At 70.0% G+C, this 17698-nt stretch carries 16 protein-coding genes; 6 read left to right on the forward strand and 10 right to left on the reverse strand.

Annotated elements, in window-relative coordinates; translation table 11 throughout:
- Positions 1-46 precede the first annotated feature (46 nt).
- From hpt to dacB, 4 genes are all read right to left on the reverse strand, one after another.
- On the reverse strand, positions 47-598 hold the full coding sequence (hpt, locus tag HD596_RS12070; protein ID WP_313043709.1) for a hypoxanthine phosphoribosyltransferase: 552 nt from the start codon (positions 596-598) through the stop codon (positions 47-49).
- A 10-nt stretch (positions 599-608) separates the two neighbouring features.
- Positions 609-1613: a tRNA lysidine(34) synthetase TilS gene (gene tilS, locus HD596_RS12075; RefSeq protein ID WP_185069345.1), complete on the reverse strand. Its 1005-nt coding sequence runs from the start codon at positions 1611-1613 to the stop codon at positions 609-611.
- Positions 1614-2016: 403 nt separating this feature from the next.
- The gene (locus tag HD596_RS12080) at positions 2017-3093 is read right to left on the reverse strand and encodes an Rv3626c family coenzyme F420 biosynthesis-associated protein (protein WP_185069346.1); all 1077 of its coding nucleotides are present in this window, start codon (positions 3091-3093) and stop codon (positions 2017-2019) included.
- A gap of 195 nt (positions 3094-3288) precedes the next feature.
- The gene (dacB, locus tag HD596_RS12085) at positions 3289-4686 is read right to left on the reverse strand and encodes a D-alanyl-D-alanine carboxypeptidase/D-alanyl-D-alanine endopeptidase (protein ID WP_221519291.1); all 1398 of its coding nucleotides are present in this window, start codon (positions 4684-4686) and stop codon (positions 3289-3291) included.
- A gap of 161 nt (positions 4687-4847) precedes the next feature.
- On the opposite strand from dacB, the gene HD596_RS12090 reads away from it, so the two are divergent.
- Positions 4848-5339, forward strand: coding sequence for an inorganic diphosphatase (locus HD596_RS12090; RefSeq protein WP_185069348.1), 492 nt, complete (start codon positions 4848-4850; stop codon positions 5337-5339).
- Between the two features lie 4 nt (positions 5340-5343).
- Here the strand turns inward: HD596_RS12090 and HD596_RS61650 are convergent, their stop codons facing one another.
- From HD596_RS61650 to HD596_RS12115, 5 genes are all read right to left on the reverse strand, one after another.
- Positions 5344-6447, reverse strand: a complete 1104-nt coding sequence (locus HD596_RS61650) for a C40 family peptidase (protein WP_246554368.1) — start codon at positions 6445-6447, stop codon at positions 5344-5346.
- A gap of 105 nt (positions 6448-6552) precedes the next feature.
- Entirely contained in the window at positions 6553-7971 is a 1419-nt protein-coding gene (locus HD596_RS12100) for an RNA polymerase sigma factor (protein ID WP_185069349.1), read from the reverse strand.
- Between the two features lie 84 nt (positions 7972-8055).
- Complete coding sequence (locus HD596_RS12105) at positions 8056-8865, reverse strand: hypothetical protein (RefSeq protein ID WP_185069350.1); 810 nt, start codon at positions 8863-8865, stop codon at positions 8056-8058.
- A gap of 64 nt (positions 8866-8929) precedes the next feature.
- Complete coding sequence (locus HD596_RS12110; RefSeq protein WP_185069351.1) at positions 8930-10540, reverse strand: ABC-F family ATP-binding cassette domain-containing protein; 1611 nt, start codon at positions 10538-10540, stop codon at positions 8930-8932.
- Positions 10541-10608: 68 nt separating this feature from the next.
- On the reverse strand, positions 10609-11562 hold the full coding sequence (locus HD596_RS12115) for a phage baseplate protein (protein WP_185069352.1): 954 nt from the start codon (positions 11560-11562) through the stop codon (positions 10609-10611).
- Between the two features lie 175 nt (positions 11563-11737).
- Here HD596_RS12115 and HD596_RS12120 point away from each other — a divergent pair, with 175 nt between their 5' ends.
- The 5 genes from HD596_RS12120 (at position 11738) to HD596_RS12140 (ending at position 16297) form a co-directional block, all read left to right on the forward strand.
- A complete protein-coding gene (locus HD596_RS12120) occupies positions 11738-12904 on the forward strand; it encodes a DUF5005 domain-containing protein (RefSeq protein ID WP_185069353.1) in 1167 nt (388 codons plus the stop codon).
- Entirely contained in the window at positions 12901-13911 is a 1011-nt protein-coding gene (locus HD596_RS12125) for a DUF4432 family protein (RefSeq protein ID WP_185069354.1), read from the forward strand. Before HD596_RS12120 ends, HD596_RS12125 begins: the two co-directional genes overlap by 4 nt.
- Before the next feature lie 67 nt (positions 13912-13978).
- On the forward strand, positions 13979-14749 hold the full coding sequence (locus tag HD596_RS12130; RefSeq protein ID WP_185069355.1) for an SDR family NAD(P)-dependent oxidoreductase: 771 nt from the start codon (positions 13979-13981) through the stop codon (positions 14747-14749).
- Positions 14750-14969: 220 nt separating this feature from the next.
- Positions 14970-15389 carry a peptidase inhibitor family I36 protein gene (locus HD596_RS12135; RefSeq protein WP_185069356.1) on the forward strand — a complete coding sequence of 140 codons (420 nt, stop codon included), beginning with the start codon at positions 14970-14972 and terminating at the stop codon, positions 15387-15389.
- Positions 15380-16297 carry a hypothetical protein gene (locus tag HD596_RS12140; protein ID WP_185069357.1) on the forward strand — a complete coding sequence of 306 codons (918 nt, stop codon included), beginning with the start codon at positions 15380-15382 and terminating at the stop codon, positions 16295-16297. Before HD596_RS12135 ends, HD596_RS12140 begins: the two co-directional genes overlap by 10 nt.
- On the opposite strand, the gene HD596_RS12145 is transcribed toward HD596_RS12140, so the two are convergent.
- On the reverse strand, positions 16256-17692 hold the full coding sequence (locus HD596_RS12145) for a S10 family peptidase (RefSeq protein WP_185069358.1): 1437 nt from the start codon (positions 17690-17692) through the stop codon (positions 16256-16258). The genes HD596_RS12140 and HD596_RS12145 overlap by 42 nt on opposite strands.
- Between the last annotated feature and the right edge of the window lie 6 nt (positions 17693-17698).

Genomic DNA, 17698 nt, shown 5'->3' on the forward strand with positions numbered 1-17698 from the left:
CAACGTACGTCACGTTGCGCGGTGTTCCCGGCCGTGGTCCAGATTGCTACTTGTAAACGTGTGGGGCCAGTGTGCCGATGAACGGCAGATTCCGGTATCGCTCGGCGTAGTCGAGGCCGTAACCGATGACGAACTCGTTGGGAATGTCGAACCCCACGTATTTCACATCGATCGGCACCTTCACCGCGTCGGGTTTCCGCAGCGCGGTGCAGATCTCAAGTGAGGCGGGATTACGTGACTTCAGGTTTTCCAACAGCCAGTGCAGGGTCAGGCCGGAGTCGATGATGTCCTCGACTATCAGCACGTCGCGGCCCATGATGTCGGTATCGAGGTCTTTCAGCACGCGTACGACGCCGGATGACTTCGTGCCCGCGCCGTACGACGACACCGCCATCCAATCCATTTGCACGGGCACGTGCAGGGACCTGGCCAGGTCGGCCATCACCATGACGGCGCCCTTCAACACCCCCACGAGCAGCAAGTCTTTACCCGCGTAGTCCTCGTCGATCCGCCCGGCAAGCTCTTTGATCTTGGCCTGGAGCTCGTCCTCGGGAATGAGGACATTTTCCAGGTCATTGCCCATGTCGGCAGCGTCCACCTGTGGTTCCTTATGCGATGGGACTGATGGCGAGTATCAGGGTGCCATACCGCCGGACAGCGGCCAGACCCCCGGGCAGGTCCACGGCCTTCTGCCCGCGCCAGCTCGTGACCAGCCGATCCACGGCCAGCACGTGCGTGGCCGAGAGGGCCCCTGACGGCGCTCCCGCCGCAATCGCCGCCCGCCGCAGCACCCGCCGCCTGACGGCGTCGGGGAGCTTCTCCAGCTCTGGCACGGCCATTGTCACGGATCCCGGAATATCGCTAAGAGCGCAATTTTGGTACGCCGATTCGGCCCACTGGTCGAGGGCGTCGGCGTCCTCCCGCGCCATCCCCGCGGTCCTCGCGAGCGCCTCGGCCACTCCCGGGCCCAGCTCCGCTTCGAGCACGGGCAGGACCCTGCGTCGCACGCGGACCCTCGTGTAGCGGGGATCCTCGTTGTGCGGGTCGTCCCAGGGGTCGAGCCCCATGGCCTCGCAGGCCTTCACGGTGGTGGCCCTGGGGATGTGCAGGAACGGCCTGCGGTAGCGGCCGCTGCGCGCCGCCATCCCGGACAGGGACCTGACGCCGCTCCCCCTGGCCAGGCCCAGCAGCACCGTCTCCGCCTGGTCGTCGCGGGTGTGCCCGAGCAGGACCGCCTCCGCCCGGAGCTGGTCCGCCGCCTCGGCCAGCGCCGCGTACCTCGCCTCCCGCGCCGCCGCCTCGGGACCGCCCTCGGTGCCGACCGTGACGGTGAGCACCTCGGCCGGGCTCAGGCCGAGCCGGCGCGCCCCGATGTCCGCGACCGTCCGCGCCCGCTCGTCCGAGCCCTGCTGGAGCTGGTGGTCCACGGTGAGCAGCCCCGCCCTGAGGCCTGTCCTGGGGGCCACGAACGCCAGCGCCGCCGCCAAAGCCAGGGAGTCGGCTCCGCCGCTGCAGGCGGTCAGCACGAGCGCGCCTTTCTCGACGTCGGCCAGCGCCTCACGCACTGCCCGGCGCACGTCGGCTACGGCTGGATGTGGACCCACGGGTGCCATTCTCGCCCCCTGCCCCCACCCCAACACCACCCGCGCCACCCCGACCCACCGCCCGTAGCCCACCGCCCGTAGCCCGCAGCCCGTAGCCCGTAGCCCGCAACCCGTAGCCCACCGTCGCCGGGCGCCGGACTCCACGGCACCACACCCCACCGACGCGGCGCTCCAAGGGCACCGGCTCCGGGCTCACCGCGCCTGCGTCGTCAGCCGCTCACCGCCCGCAGTGGTCATGCGGGCGCCCGCTGAGGGCACCCGCATGCCGGCGTTCACGGGTCCTGCGTCCGTCGCGCTGCTCACGAGGACGGAATGCCGATCTCACGCAGCTGCACCACGGGACACACCCGCACCACCCGGCCGCCTGGGCAGCCCGCTGGGCGGCCGCTGGTGTGAAGAGGCGGCCGGGAGGTCAGGCCGGGAGGGCCGGGGTGCCGATGACGCGGCTGATCCAGGCGTCCGGGTCCGAGATCTCCGCCGTCGTCGGAAGCGTCTCGGGAGAGGTCCAGATCTTGTTGAAGCCATCCATCCCCACCCGGTCCACCACCTTCCGTACGAACGCCGACCCCTCCGCGTACTGCTTCATCTTGAGGTCGATCCCCAGCAGCCGCCGCACCGTACGGTCAAGGCGGGAGCCGCCCTCCCGGCGCTGGGCGAACTTGGCGCGGATGTCGCCCACCGAGGGCACCACGGACGGGCCCACCGCGTCCATGACGTAGTCGCCGTGCCCCTCCACCAGGGTCATCACGGCCGTCAGACGGTCGAGGATCTCCTTCTGCCCCGGTGACTGGATGGCGTCGATGAGGTTGCCCTCCCCGCCGCGCACCACGTCGGCCACCGTGTCGGCGGCGTTGCGGAGGCGTTCGAGCAGCGTGGGCAGGTCGAGGTCGGAGGCGAGCAGGAACTCGGTCATCTGCGACCGGACGTATTCGCGCAGCCACGGCACACCCGTGAACTGCACCCGGTGCGTCTCCTCGTGCAGGCACACCCACAGGCGGAAGTCGTGCGGGTCGACGCCCATCTCGCGCTCGGCGTGGACGATGTTGGGGGCGACGAGCGTCAGCCGGCCCGTGGGCTCCTGGCCCGTGGGGTCGGGCGGGAGGAACAGCTCGTACTGCCCGAGGACCCGCGAGGCGAGGAAGGCCAGGACGGCCCCGACCTCGACGCCCGTGATGCGGGAGCCCACGGCGGTGACGATGGCGGGCGGCTGGTTCTCGCTGCTGCCCATGCGCTCCGTCAACGGCTCGAGCACCACGCGGAAGCCCTCGACGTTCGCCTTGATCCAGCCGGGCCGGTCGACGATGGTCGCGGCCTGCGGCGCGGCCTCCGTGTGAATCTTGGTGAACTCGCGCACGTGCCCCTCGGCCTCACGCGACAGGGTACGGAGCTCGGTGACGGCCTGCCTGGCCTCCTCCCGGCTCACTTGAGGACCGGGGCGCACCAGGCGCGTGCCGGTCGTGACGGCCAGATCCCAGTCGATCACCTGCATACCGTCCACCGTACGTGCTCGATGCCCAACCTGCGAAGGAGCGCCGGTGTCTGGACTGAGGAGGGAGGGAGCGAAGCGACCGAGTGACGAAGGAAGACACCGGACCCCAGCGACTGAGCCGCGATCCGCAGGATCGCCATAAACACGCGAAGGAGCGCCGGTGTCTGGGCTGAGGCGTGGGCCTTAGGAGCGTGGTCAGGACCTTGCCACGATGGCGGCGAGGCGGTCGAGTACGGGTTCGGCCGTGGCCGGGACGCGGTCCGCCATGAAGGCGAACGTCACCAGCCGCCCGTCCTTCGTGGTCGCCATGCCCGCCAGCGTGTTGACGTTGTTCAGCGTGCCGGTCTTGGCCCGGACGAGCCCGACCTCCCCCCTGCTGTCGCTGCCCGTGAACCGCCGCCCGTTCCCCAGCGTGCCGGAGAAGCCCGCGATCGGCATGCCGGAGGCGATGGCGTGCAGGTTGGGCTGGCTCGGGGAGCCGGACATGGCGATCAGCTTGGCAAGGGCGCCGGGGCTGATGCGGTTGCGGGTGGACAGGCCGCTGCCGTCGGAGAGCGAGATCCCCTGCGCGGCCCCCAGCCGCTGGAGCACCGCCACCACGGCCTTGGTGCCCCCTTCGAACGACGCCTCCTGGCCCTCCTTGATGGCGACATGCCTGGCCAGGGCCTCGGCCAGGTCGTTGTCGCTCCGGGTGAGCGCGTGCTCGACGAGGGAGTAGAGCGGGGCGGAGTCCACCCGGCCCAGCTCCGGGGCGCCCGCGGGGGCCTTGCCGGGCTTCACGGACCTGGAGACCGTGATCCCCTGCTTGGCCAGCAGCTTGGCGAAGGCCGCGGCGGCGTACTGGGGCGGGTTGGAGACCCGGGGCTGGTGGAAGCGCGGGTTCTGGCGGCCTTCGTCCATGGTCAGGGCGTAGACGGGCGCGACCTCGCCGTCCGGGACGTAGTTCGGCTTCCAGCCGGGGGCGATCGGCGAACCGACGAACAACGAGGTGTCGTACGAAAGAGTGATTTTTCGAAGGTTTTGCGACTTGAGGGTGGCGGCCGTGCGGGCCGCCAGGGTGGCCAGGCTCGCCTGCTTCGGGTACGTCGGTTTCGCCGACGGGCCGGCCAGCATCGGGTCGCCGCCCCCGACCAGGACGGCCGTGCCCGGCTTCGCGCCCTGGACGACCCTGGTGGACAGCCGCGTGTCCGGGCCGAGGGAGGCCAGGGCCGCGGAACACGTGACGACCTTGGTGGTCGAGGCCGGGACGATGGGGGTGTCGGCGTTGGCGGCGAAAATCCGTTCGCCGGTGGCCGCGTCGATCACCACCGCGCCCACGTGTGAGCCGAGCGCTTCGTCACCCAGGGCACTGGTGAGCTGGCGCGTCAAAGTACCCTTAGTCGGGAGAGGTCCGCCCCCTGACTTCACCGAAAGCTGGGCCAGCACAGGCCCCGAGGTGACCACGGGGACGGAGGGAGACCCTTCCGGCGGGGACGCCGTCGGCTTGGTCGGTGGAGACTGCCTCGTCAACGCGCCCAGGCTGAAGTCGGTGGTCATCGCGTAAACGCCGATGACGATCGTCAGGGCCTGCAGCACGGCGAGAGTGGTCAACATCACCCACCGGTCGTGCCGCGCCACGTCGTCTGCCTCTCTCCTGTGTTCGCCTACGAGACATTAACGCCCAACCGGGGGTTCCCGGGGGCTTGAGTGCGGGAGACGAAGCCGAACCAGGCGTTGCCCGGTGAAGCGGAATCGGCCCATGAGAAAGGACCGCGGTGGAGTTCGACGTCGTCGTTGAGATTCCGAAGGGGAATCGGAACAAGTACGAAGTGGACCACGAGACCGGGAAGATCAGGCTCGACAGGCTCCTGTTCACCTCCACGCAGTATCCCGCCGACTACGGCTTCATCGAGAACACCCTCGGCGAGGACGGCGACCCGCTGGACGCGCTGGTGCTGCTGCAGGAGCCCACGTTCCCCGGGTGCTACATCACCTGCCGGGCGGTGGGCATGTTCAGGATGACGGACGAGAAGGGCGGCGACGACAAGGTCCTCTGCGTCCCCTCGACCGACCCGCGGATGCACCACATCCAGGACATCCATCACGTGTCGGAGTTCGACCGCCTGGAGATCCAGCACTTCTTCGAGGTCTACAAGGACCTGGAGCCGGGCAAGTCCGTCGAGGGCGCCAACTGGGTCGGCCGCATCGAGGCCGAGGCCGAGATCGAGCGCTCCTTCCGCCGGGCCAAGGAGGAGGGTCACCACTGACCCCTCAGCGGGGCCTGGTGGCGCCCACCAGGTCCCCGCGCCAGATCGAGGCGACCCGTACGACGTCGCCGGTCTGCGGCGCGTGCACCATCTGGCCGTTGCCGACGTAGATCCCGACGTGGTGGATGGTGCCCGGGTCGCTGCTGACGTAGCCGAAGAACAGCAGGTCGCCCCGTCTGAGCTGGTCCAGTGGCACGTGCGGGCCCGAGGTCCACTGGGTGCCCGTCCAGTGGTCCAGCTGTACGCCCACCTTCTCCCAGGCCCGCATCACGAGCCCTGAGCAGTCGTACGTGTCCGGTCCCGCGGCCGCCCACACGTACGGCTTGCCCAGCTGGGTGAGCGCCCAGTTGGCCGCCACGTCCCCCATGGCCGAGCCACCGGTAGCCGCGTTCTGCAGTGCCGCGGCCCGCTGCCTGGCCAGCAGCTCCGCGCGGGTGCGCGCCGCGTCCACCCGGCGCTGGAGGACCACCGTACGGGCCCGCAGCCGCGTCGTCTCCTGCCGCTGCCGGGCCACCGCCTGCTCGGCCACGGTCTTGGCCACCGCGACCCGCTCCGAGAGGACCCGGTGGGCGGCGTAGGCGTTCGCGGCCTGCGTACGCAGGATGGCGGCTACCTCCTGCGCGTCGCGCAGGCTGCCGAGGATCGCCGACTGCTCGCTCCTCATCTGCGCCAGCAGGCCCGCCCTGCGCAGAACGCCCTCCCTGTCGCCCTGATCGACGAGCATGCTGACGACCGGGGTCATCAGCCCCAGCCCGCCGTAGCTCTGCGCCGCCAGCAGCGCGACGGCCTGCCTGGCCCGCTCGACCTCCGCGTCCGCCGCCGCCAGCCGCGCCCTGGCCTGCGCGTACGTCTGGTCGGCCTGCTGGAGCCTGACCAGCTCGCCGTTGTACGCCTCCACCAGCCGCTCCACCGCGGCCGCCATTCCGTCCAACCGCGCCTGCGCCGTGGCCAGCTGGGCACTGGCCGCCCCCAGCTCCCTCGAACGGACTTGCGCGGCCTGCCGGGCCTTGCGCACCTCCCGCGAGGAGGGGACGGGGTCGGCCACGACGGGCGGGCACAGAGCGACGACCAGGCAGCACGCGAGGAGCCCGGCCCGGAATGCGCGCATTGGTCCCCCCGGAAACACATGGTTACTCTATGCACACAGTTCCCGGCAATTCACTCACGTAACGTGATCGGCCCACGCGGATTCAGGCAATGGAGGGGTTGGAGGTCAGCCGGCGGTGCTGGTGGGTGAGGGGGCGTCCGTGGGGGTCGGTGATGTGGGCGGAGTGGGGGTCTGGGTGGGGGTCTGGGCTGGGGTGGGGGTCGGGGTGGGGCAGGGGGTGCGGGTGCGGGGGACGGATGGTGGGGGGTTGGCCGGGGGCGGGTCCTTGGGTGGGCCGCCTGCCGGTGGCCGGTGTGTCGGCGGGACCGGTGGAGGTGGGGGGAGGTACGTCGGGGGTTCCCAGTCCGGGGACCGAGGAGGGCCGGAGCGGTCACGGGAGGAGGGCGCGTCGCCGGCCGGCGGGGTGCGTTCGGAGTCGCGGACGGGCGCGACGGACGGCACCAGCATCGGGACGCCGGTGACCCTGATCGGACGGGTGGTCCTGCTGTCCAGGACGGGATCGCCCGTCACCACCACGTCCGGAGGGTCGGAGCGCCAGGGCACGCGGATGGCGGGCGGCTCACCCGTGGCCGGGAACGCGGCCGTCGCCACCCCCGACACCCCGCCCCCCTCCGTCTCGAGCTGCTGCAGGATCAGCGCTACCGCCACCACGGCCGCGACCGCCGCCAGCGCGCCTGCCAGCGCCTTAGGCCACCTTCGAGCGTTCTTGTCCGCGGGAACGGGAAATCCGGCGGCGCCCAGGTTGCCCGTACGTCTGGCGACGTAACGGCGGTACGGCAGGAGTTCGGGGTCGACGAAGCAGCTCATCACCCGCAGCCGGAGCGCGTCGGGCAGGGTCTGCTGGGGCAGCAGGCCGAGGACCTTGGCGGGCGACACCTCGCGGTTGCGGTGCGGCGCGCAGGTCTCGCAGCGCCGCAGGTGCCGGACCAGGCTCTCGCGCATCTCCTGGGTCAGTTCGCCGGAGAAGCCGGCCAGGATCGCGGCCCGCTGCGGGCAGTCGTACGGGCCCTTCAAGGCGAGGATCTCGGCGGTGATCGCGTCGCGCAGCCGCTCGCGCGCCCCCTCCAGCACCTGCTCGACCTGCCGCGTCCCCAGCACCTGGGCCAGCTCGGGCGCGGGCAGCGAGTGCCGGTACGTGAGCTCCAGGGCCTCGCGGTCGGCGACGGGCAGGCTGTGGACGGCGTTCCAGGCCATGACCCGCAGGTCGGCGTCGGCCTCGTCGCGCGGTGGCGGCGCCTTGGCCAGGGCTTCGGCGGACCCCGGCGGCGCGGCGGCCCGGCGGCGCAGGCACTCCGCGCGGGCCAGCGCGTACAGCCAGGCGCGCAGCCGGTCGGGGTCGGCCAGCGCGCCCACGTGCGCCTCAGCCGCGATGAGGGTGTCACGGAGCGCCACCTGGGCGCTGTCCGCGTTCAGCAGGAGGGACCAGCAGTAGCGGTAGACGCTCTCCGCGTACGTGTCATAGAGCGCGGCGAGCGCGCCGGGATCACGGGCGCGGAGGGCTTCGACCAGGACGCGGTCATTCATATGACCGAAGGTAATTGATTGGTAACTAGTAGTTCTACCGCTTTCGGGGTGTCGGTATAACAACGCCTTTGGATTTTACCCAATTCATTGTTTATGCTCCGACACGACCTGTGTGCTCCGGTCTACCGCGAATGGCTCCGTCACCGGCTTGACGGTGTGGACCGGCGCGGCTCCGGCGAGTGCCAGCTCCTCGTAGGGACGGCCGGTCGAGCCCCAGGTCCTGGCCGTGATGTCGGTCCTCGCGACCTTCGTCCCTTGGGGCAGCCCTGACACGGTGAGGATGAATCGCGGCGGACTTCCGGTTTTGACGTCGTCCACGAATGTGCTCCCGCCGCCGAGGAGTTTGCCCGCTTTGTCGCGCAGCAGCGCGTTCACGACGAGGCTGCTGGCCGACATTTGATAGGGATTGCCGACATATCCAGTAATAAGGTATGAGCCGTCTTTCTGGGGCAATGTCTGAACTCGGCTGATAGGGAACCGCTGGAACGCGGACGGAATCCGCGCCGCCGCCCGCCAGCGCGCGGGACGGTACTGGATCGTCACCTTCGCCGGCTTCTCGGAAGCGGTGGCCTGGCCGGTGAAGGCCAGCGACCCGCCTGGCGGCACGGCGTCGAGCGGCTGGTCCATCCTGACCACCTCGGTGCCCTTGGCGTCGTGTCCGACGATCGTGGCCACCACGTGCTCGCCGAAGTGCCACGGGTTGGCGTTGCTGAGCACACCCGCCCAGGTGACGGCGTACCCGTCGGCGGATTTGACGATATTGGAGACCTGCTCCTTGAGCGCAAGGGGCTTGAGCTCTTGCACGGGTCGTTTCTCGTTCGCGCACCCGGAGAGGCAGATCGCCCCGAGTGCGCAGAGTGCGAGCAGGCTGACGGTTCGGCTGCGCGGGATCACTTTGCCGTGATAACCCGTGCATGGGCACGGCTGGCAGATGACACGCGCCAGGCGTACCAACTCTTTAACGGGGACGTACGACCCTGGCCTCGTCCCAAACCGGCTCGGACGACTCGTAGACCGTGCCGTCGGAGCCGAAGACCAGGTAGCGGTCGAAGTCGGCGGCGAACCAGCGGTCGTGGGTGACCGCCAGGACCGTGCCGTCGAACGCGTCGAGGCCCGCCTGCAGCGCCTCCGCGCTGGCCAGGTCGAGGTTGTCGGTCGGCTCGTCGAGCAGCAGCAGCGTGGCCCCGGACAGTTCGAGCAGCAGGATCTGCAGCCGGGCCTGCTGCCCGCCGGAGAGCGTGTCGAACCGCTGCTCGGCGATCAGCCCCGCCAGCTCGTAGCGGGCCAGCGTCTTCATGGCCTCGTTCTTGAGCTTGGCGTGCTCGGTCATGACGATCTCGACCGGGGTGCGGCCGAGCAGGTCGGGCCTGGCGTGCGTCTGGGCGAAGTGGCCGGGGACCACGCGGGCGCCGAGCTTGGCGACCCCCTCGTGGTTGATCGGCTCTCCGGCCAGCAGGCGCAGGAAGTGGGACTTGCCCGAGCCGTTGGAGCCGAGCACCGCGACGCGCTCGCCGTACCAGACCTCCAGGTCGAACGGGCGCATGAGGCCGGTGAGCTCGAGCCCCTCGCAGGTGATCGCGCGCTTGCCGGTGCGGCCGCCCCTGAGGCGCATCTTGATGTTCTGGTCGTTGGGCGGCGTCTCGGGCGGGCCCGCCTCCACGAACTTGCGCAACCGGGTCTGGGCGGCGTGGTAGGCGGCGGCCATGCCGTCGTTGTATCGCGCCTTGTTCTTGAGCATGTTGACCAGGGCCTTGAGCTTGGCGTGCTCTTCGTCCCAGCGCCTGCGCAGCTCGTCGAGGCGTTCGTTGCGGGCCTTGCGGGCCTCGGCGTACGTGCCGAACCCGCCGCCGTGGATCCAGATGTTGCCGGACTCGACGGTCACGATGCGGTCGGCCGCGTTGGCCAGGAGCTGGCGGTCGTGGCTGACCAGCAGCACGGTCTTGGGCGTCTCCCTGAGCTGCTGCTCCAGCCACTCCTTGCCGGGGACGTCGAGGTAGTTGTCGGGCTCGTCGAGCAGCAGCGTCTGGTCGGGGCCGCGCAGCAGCGCCTCCAGGACGAGCCGCTTCTGCTCGCCGCCGGACAGCGTGGACACGTCCCGATATTTCACCCTTTCGTACGGGACGCCGAGCGCGGCCACCGTACACGTGTCCCACAACACCTCGATGTCGTAGCCACCCGCGTCGGTGTAGTCGCTGATGGCCTGCGCGTAACGCATCTGCGTCTTCTCGTCGTCGCGCTCCATCATGACCAGCTCGGCCTCGTCGAGCCGCTCGGCCGCCGCGCGCACCGCCGGGGGCGCGACGCCGAGCAGCAGGTCGCGCACGCTGCTCCCGTCGCGCACGCTGCCGATGAACTGCCGCATCACGCCCAGCCCGCCGGAGCTCGCCACGCTGCCGTCGACGGGCTGGAGGTCACCGGCGATCAGCCGCATGAGCGTGGTCTTGCCCGCGCCGTTGGGCCCGACGAGCGCCGCCTTGACGCCTTCGCCGATCCGGAAGGACACGTCGTTGAGCAGGGGCCGCCCGTCGGGCAGCACGTACGTGAGATGTCCTACTTCGACGTGGCCCATCCCGGCAGGCTACCGGGCCCCTTCGGGCGCGGTCACCACATTTTCCGTCCTCGAAGAGGCGGTCCGTGTCAGACGAGGGCGGACTTGTAGAAGATGCTGGCTTTGCGGGCCCCGGCGGTGCCGGAGGCGAGGCCGAGGCACAGTCTGGGCCGTCCCGAGACGATCTGGATCGCCATGCCCTCCGGCTCCCGGTAGTCCAGGGACTTGCCCGCCTGGCTGAGCGAGCGCTGGACCTTGGCGCCCGTGCGCAGGTCGACGCAGGTGAGGTAGGTGTTGCCCGGCGCGGGGTTGGAGGCGCCGTACGCCGTTCCGTCGAGCAGGTAGAGGTAGTCGCCGTAGGCCGTGTAGCCCTGGAAGACGCCCAGGCCGGACGGCTGCGCGACGTCGTACAGCTTCTTGGCCGTGCCCGCCTTGACCGCCGCCAGCGAGTACGCCACGAACCGCGCCTGGCCGTCGACCCGGCAGCGCATGATCAGCCGGTTGGTGGACGGGTCGATGGCGCAGGTGGTGCTGGTCGCGCCCGAGATCAGGGTGTACTTGGTGAGCGCCGAGGACGACGGCGTGAGCGTCTGGCCGTTGACGAACTTGAACCTCGCCAGCCGCCGCCCCCACGCGTTCCCCGAGCCGTCGGCGACCGCGTCGGTCTCCGTCCACAGGTAGGCGGAGCCGCCCGACGGCTCCACGCCGATCTGCACGCCGTGGCCGAAGCCCTTGAGGTACATGTGGCCGAGCACCGATCCGGACAGGCTCAGCTTGGTCACGCAGAGATCCCCGGCCGCCGCCGAGCCCGAGCCGTTCTTCAGCTGGGCCAGGTAAATGTGCCCGTTGGCGTTGTCGAAGGCGAACGACTGCAGCACGGTCTCGTCGTACAGCGCCTTCTTCCAGATCAGCTGGGTGGCGGGCGCCGCCAGGTCGAACCGGCCCGCTGCGGAGGCGGCGGCCGCCGCCGTCTCCGTGCCCGCCAGAGCCGCCGCCGCGGCTCCGGCGCCGACCTTGAGCAGATCTCGGCGAGTGACCGGCATACAACCTCCATAACGGATATTTACGGATATTTCAGGAAGTCATCACCATAGTGCAGCTCGCTGAGGATCAGCTCCGAACTCCAACGATCTGATTCGGCCGAGTGTGAGGGGGCCCTGGACAGCAAGTGATCTAATGACTAGAACTGTAGGGAACTTCCCTCCCCAAGGACGAGTGATGACGCGATTCCGCTCCGCCTTAGCACCCCTCGCCATCGCGTTGGCCGGCCTGACGGCCGTACCGCAGCAAGCCTGGGCCGCCCCACCCAAACCCGTCCCCTCGGTGGCCCAGCAGCAGCAGCCGGCCGCCCCGAAGGCCGCGTGCGGCCCGACCGTCAAGGCAACCACCACCGACGCCCGCCTGACCAGCCTTTTCACCAACTACGGCAACGACAACAGCCGGGTGGACGACTGGACGGGCGCCGACGGCACCTACTCGGTCAAGCTGCCGAACGGCAAGGAGCTGTGGATCTTCTCCGACACGTTCCTCGGCCGGGTGAACGCCGACGGCTCGCGCCCGCCCGTGGTCGGGGAGGGCGGGGACACGGTCTTCCTGAACAACTCCTTCGCCGTCGAGCGCGACGGCAGGCTGTCCACGATCCACGACGGCACCGCCGCCAAGCCGACCGCCGTCATGCCTCCGCGCGACCAGAACCACTGGTACTGGGCCGGCGACGCGACGGTGGCCGGCGGGCTCGTGGAGGTCACCTACCAGGAGTACGAGCGGTACGGCACCGGCGCCTGGGACTGGCGCTGGCACCGGAACGTGGTGGCCAGGTTCGCCCCGGGCCGGCTGAACCAGCCCATCAGCGTCACCGACCTGCCGTCCGGGCACGGCGTCTCGTGGGCCTCGGCGATCCTCAAGGACGGCGGATACACCTACGTGTACGGCGTCGAGGACCTCGGCTCGCCCAAGTACATGCACGTCGCCAGGGTCGCCGGGCAGAGCCTGCTGGGCACGTGGGAGTTCCTGAAGGCGGACGGCACCTGGTCGCCGAACGAGGCCGACTCGGCACGGATCATGAGCGGCGTCGCGAACGAGTACAGCGTCACCAAGGTCGGATCCGGATATGTCCTGATCACGCATGACACGACCGAAGTGCTGAGCCCCAACATCGTGGCCTACACCTCGTGCTCCCCGTTCGGCCCGTTCACCGGCAAGCAGCACGTCTACACGACCCCCGAGACCAAGGGGAACATCTTCACCTACAACGCCCACGCGCATCCCGAGGTCGCGGGCAACGGGCTCGTGATCTCCTACAACGTCAACAGCTTCGTGAACACCGACCACTACCGCGACGTGACCATCTACCGGCCGAGATTCCTGGATGTGACCTTCCAGTGAGGCGTAACTGGGCGGCCCGCCTGCGGCCCGTCACGATCGACGGGCTGCGGGCGGTCGTGCTGGAGAACGAGCTGCTGCGCGTGACCGTCGTGCCGGACAAAGGCGGCGATGTGCTGGAATTTCTGCACAAGCCCACCGACACGGACTTCGTCTGGCTCTCCCCGCAGGGCCTGCGCAACCCACACGACCACCTCCAGGGCGCGGCCGACGACGTCGCCCAGTTCATCGACCACTACGAGGGCGGCTGGCAGGAGGTCTTCCCGAACGGCGGCGCGCCCAGCGAGTACCGGGGCGCGCGGCTGGCGCAGCACGGGGAGGTCTCCGGGCTGCCGTGGCGCTGCGAGGTCGTGGCCGACTCCGAGGAGGAGGTCGCGGTACGGCTCAGCGTGCGGACGCGGCGGCTGCCGTACCGGATCGAGAAGGTCTTCAGGCTCAGGTCGGGCACGGCGGCGCTGGAGATCGAGGGCCGGGCCACCAACGAGGCCGATCTCCCGCTGCACGCCATGTGGGGGCAGCACATCGTGTACGGCCTGCCGTTCCTGCGTCCCGGCGCCCGGATCAGGCTGCCGGAGGGCGTCAAGGTGATCCCCCACCAGAGTGCGATAAACCCGGCGGGCCGGCGGGTCAGGGCGGGCGGGCCGTGGGAGTGGCCCGTCGTCCCGGCCGACGGCGGCGGCGAGACCGACCTGAGCGTGGTGCAGGAGCCGGGGTCGCCGAGCGACATCGTCTACCTGACGGGCTTCGACGAGGGTTGGTACGAAATTTCGGGGGATATCGGTATGCGGGTGGAGTGGGATGCGACGCTCCTGCCGTACCTGTGGATGTGGCAGGAGCTCGGCGCGTCCACCGATTATCCCTGGTGGGGACGGGCGTACACGCTGGGGCTCGAACCGTTCTCCAGCATGCCGACCGACGGCCTGGCCGCCGCCGTGGACAACGGCACGGCCCTCGTCCTGGGCCCGCACGAGACGAAGGTGTTGAGGTTGCGCGCGGAGGTGCTGGCGTGAGTGAGCGTAGCGAACGAACAATCAAACACAGTAGCGAATCGCTCATGCGCCCGACGAAGGAGGGCGCATGAGCGAGTTCAAGGGGAAAGTGGCGCTGGTCACGGGCGGTTCGATGGGCATCGGGCGGGCCGTGGTGGACCGGCTGGCCGACGGCGGGGCGTCCGTGGTGTTCTGCGGGGTCGACAAGGACGCGGTGCTCGATACCGAAAGTGTCACCGGCGTGGTCGCCGACGTGCGCCGGGCCGGCGAGATGCGCGACCTGGTGGACCTGGCCGTGACCAGGTACGGCGGGCTCGACATCGTCGTCACCTGCGCGGGCGTGCAGCGCTACGGCACGGTCGAGGACACCCCGGAGGAGGTCTGGGACGAGGTCCTCGACATCAACCTCAAGGGCGTCTACCTCACCTGCAAGGCGGCCGTCCCCAGGCTGAGGGCCCGCGGCGGCGGCTCGATCGTGATCATGTCTTCGGTACAGGCGTTCTCCTCGCAGGCGCAGGTGGCCGCCTACACCGCGAGCAAGGCGGCGCTCAACGGCCTGACCAGGGCCATGGCGCTCGACCACGCCGCCGACGGCATCAGGGTGAACGTGGTCTGCCCGGGCTCGGTCGACACCCCGATGCTGCGCTGGGCGGCCGACCTGTGGCGGGGCGACCTGTCGCAGGAGGAGCAGATCGCGCAGTGGGGCCGCTCGCACCCGCTGGGCCGCGTGGGCCGGCCCGAGGAGGTGGCCGAGCTGGTGGCGTTCCTGGCGGGGCCGCGCTCGTCGTTCATCACCGGGGCCGAGCACCGGGTGGACGGCGGCCTGCTCGCGCAGAATCCGGCCGCCCTTCCCGAATAACCCACAGGTTCCCCTGGAGGCGCACCAAAGCTGGCAAGTGTTGCGTCAACGCGACGAACTCGCAGGTCGTCCCACTGATACCAGTGGTCCTCGGCGTGCCGGGCACGCGACCCGATCCGGGCGCGCAGCCCTTGATCGTGCGGCGGGTCATAGCGGCCCGCAATCGATCTTGCACGCTAGGTTACGAGGTCGAAACGACTCACCGATCGAGGAGAGACCTGTGAGGCTATCGAGAAAGGCCGCCGGCATCGCCGCCGCGGTCGCGATTCTGTCCGCGGTCGTGCCCGCCACCGCAGCGGTGGCCAGCCCCCGCTCGACCTGCTACGGCGGTCGCGTCTGCCTGTACGCCGACTTCGACTACAACCGCGGTCAGGCCGACCACTGGCGCGACTTCATGCAGGACGACTCGGACTTCTCCGACAACAACTGGCTGAACTGGGACTTCAGCAACTCCTGGGAGAGCATGGACAACGACACCAGCTCCGTCAGGAACCGCATCGGCTGCAGCGCCACGCTCTGGCAGCACCCGGGCTTCACGGGAGCCCACAGCACGTTCATGAACAACTCGAACGACGGCTTCCTGGCGAACAACGCCATCGACGACGACCGCGCCAGCGCGCTCGACATCTGGTGCCGCTGAGCAGTAACGGGAGTGCCGGTTTCCGGGCTTGGCCGCCGGAAACCGGCTGCCGCGGACTCCTCGCGGGCGCACTGCTGCTGACCACGGTCACGGCCTGCGCCGCCGACGAGCCCGCGCCGCGGGCGCCGGTGAAAGGCGTCTCCTCGGTGTCGGAGCTGGTGCTGCCGTTCGACGCCTACAAGATCACTCCCGAGCAGCGGGCCGTCCTGGGCAACGCCCACAACCAACTCGTCGTGCAGTGCATGCGCAAGCAGGGCATCACGATCGACCCACCCGCGGAGGACGCCGCCGCCATCGCCGCGGTGGACCCCGGCAACTCCCGCCGTTACGGGGTCGCCGACGTCGAGGCGGCCAAGACGTACGGCTACCACCTCGCCCGGCCGCCCTCGCCCGACACCACGGGCGCCTGGGCCGGCAAGCTCCCCAAACCCGCCCGGCACCGCCTGTACGGCACCGCCGCCGACCGCGGCTGCCTGGACCGGGCCACGCTCACCCTGGACAAGGGCTCGGCTAAGGCCGACTGGCCATGGCTGGCCCTGCAGGACTCGCTCACGCTGGAGCAGGCCGCCAAGGATCCGTCCGTGACGGCGGCGGCCAAGCGCTGGGAGACGTGCATGGGCCAGGCGGGCCACTCGTACCCGGCTCCCGAGGCCGCCATCGCCGACAGCCGCTGGGACCTGGACAAGCCGGACGTCAGCGAGGAAGAGAAGCAGACCGCGACCGCCGACACGACGTGCAAGTGGTCGTCGGGCCTGGTGGCGGCCTGGTTCTCGGCCGACGCGGAGCTCCAGCGGGCGGTCGTCCGGGACAACCCCGACCGCTTCGCCGCGCTCCGCGACAACCTCAAACAGCGCCTGGCCCGGGCCTCAGCCCTGCTGACCGAGCACGAAGGCGGCCAGGTCCGCTGACTGCCGCAGCCTGCTCGGCTCGTGGACGTACATCATGTGGCCGGCCTCGTAGTACCTGAACTCGACGTTGGCGGCCAGCTCCGCGGGCACGGGCAGGTGCGCGAACGCGTGCTCGGCGGCGTAGTACGGCGTCGCGCCGTCGTGGTAGCCGCAGGCCACGTGCACGCGCAGGTGCGGGTTGGCCCGCATCGCGCCGGCCAGCTTGTCGACCACCGCGACGTGGGCGCCCTCGAACTCCTTGAACGACCACGGGTGCACCCGCGAGGTGAGCACCTCGTACGGCAGGTCGTTGGCGTAGCCCAGCTCGGCGCGCAGGTAGTGGTTGAGCGCGGCGCTGTAGGGGCCCATGATCGCGTTCATGCTGGGGTCGGAGGAGAAGTGCTCGCGCCCCGAGTCGGGGTCCCAGCCGGTGAACCGGCCGTCGAGGCGGCCGACGGTCTGGCGGCGCGAGCGCAGCACCTCGGTGAAGAACCTGATGTGCTCGATCCGCAGGTCCACCCGGTCGACGTAGTCCTCGCTCAGCCCGGTCAGCGCGGCGACCGTGGAGACGGCGGCCGAGCGCTCCTCGGCGGTGAGGCGGTTGCCGCGGGCCAGCGCCCACGGGTAGTCGCGCTCGGCGTACGCCTCGGCCTCGCGCAGCACGTCGGCCAGCGGCCGGTCGCCATGCAGCCCGTGATAGTGCGCAATAGCGGCATAAGTCGGCAAATAGAGGGCGTAGGACAGGTCGTTGCCCTGGTTGAAGTCCCCGGTGATGAAGTCGAGCACCGAGGAGATCAGCATCACGCCGTTGAGGTACATGCCATAGCGCGACTGCAGGTGGTCGGCCAGCCCGGCCGCCCTGACCGTCCCGTACGACTCCCCCGCCAGGAACTTCGGCGACATCCACCGCCCGTTCCTGGTGGTCCACAACCGGATGATCTCCCCGACGGACTCGATGTCGCCGGTGAAGCCGTGGTACGGCTCCGGCTTCTCGCCCTCGGCCGCCCGCGAGTAGCCGGTCGAGACCGGGTCGATGAAGACCAGGTCGCTCACGCTCAGCAGGCTCTCCTCGTTGTCGGCCAGCCCGTAAGGGGGAGGCAGGAGCGCGCCCGCGTCCCCCATCACGACCCGGCGCGGCCCGAGCACGCCCAGGTGCAGCCACACGCTCGACGATCCAGGACCGCCGTTGAACGCGAACGTGACCGGCCTGCTCAGCGGCTCGGCCCCGTCGAGCGTGTACGAGGTGACGAACATCTCGGCCTTGGGCCGCAGCCCCCCGAACCTGCCGTCGTCGATCACCTCCTCGCGCAGCACCATGGTGCCGGTGGTGGCGGTGTACGCCTGCCCGGACGGCAGCGTGTGCGAGGTGGTGACGAGATTGTCAGCCGGCGGGGCCGGCCGGGTTTCTTCCGACATATCGCC

Source organism: Nonomuraea jabiensis, from assembly GCF_014204795.1.
Lineage (GTDB): Bacteria > Actinomycetota > Actinomycetes > Streptosporangiales > Streptosporangiaceae > Nonomuraea > Nonomuraea jabiensis.

Excerpts from the sequence above, each read along its gene's own strand:
- tilS (WP_185069345.1), bottom strand. The coding sequence starts at position 1,613 with ATGGCACCCGTGGGTCCACATCCAGCCGTAGCCGACGTGCGCCGGGCA.
- HD596_RS12080 (WP_185069346.1), bottom strand. The coding sequence starts at position 3,093 with ATGCAGGTGATCGACTGGGATCTGGCCGTCACGACCGGCACGCGCCTG.
- dacB (WP_221519291.1), bottom strand. The coding sequence starts at position 4,686 with ATGTTGACCACTCTCGCCGTGCTGCAGGCCCTGACGATCGTCATCGGC.
- HD596_RS61650 (WP_246554368.1), bottom strand. The coding sequence starts at position 6,447 with ATGCGCGCATTCCGGGCCGGGCTCCTCGCGTGCTGCCTGGTCGTCGCT.
- HD596_RS12100 (WP_185069349.1), bottom strand. The coding sequence starts at position 7,971 with ATGAATGACCGCGTCCTGGTCGAAGCCCTCCGCGCCCGTGATCCCGGC.
- HD596_RS12110 (WP_185069351.1), bottom strand. The coding sequence starts at position 10,540 with ATGGGCCACGTCGAAGTAGGACATCTCACGTACGTGCTGCCCGACGGG.
- HD596_RS12115 (WP_185069352.1), bottom strand. The coding sequence starts at position 11,562 with ATGCCGGTCACTCGCCGAGATCTGCTCAAGGTCGGCGCCGGAGCCGCG.
- HD596_RS12120 (WP_185069353.1), top strand. The coding sequence starts at position 11,738 with ATGACGCGATTCCGCTCCGCCTTAGCACCCCTCGCCATCGCGTTGGCC.
- HD596_RS12130 (WP_185069355.1), top strand. The coding sequence starts at position 13,979 with ATGAGCGAGTTCAAGGGGAAAGTGGCGCTGGTCACGGGCGGTTCGATG.
- HD596_RS12145 (WP_185069358.1), bottom strand. The coding sequence starts at position 17,692 with ATGTCGGAAGAAACCCGGCCGGCCCCGCCGGCTGACAATCTCGTCACC.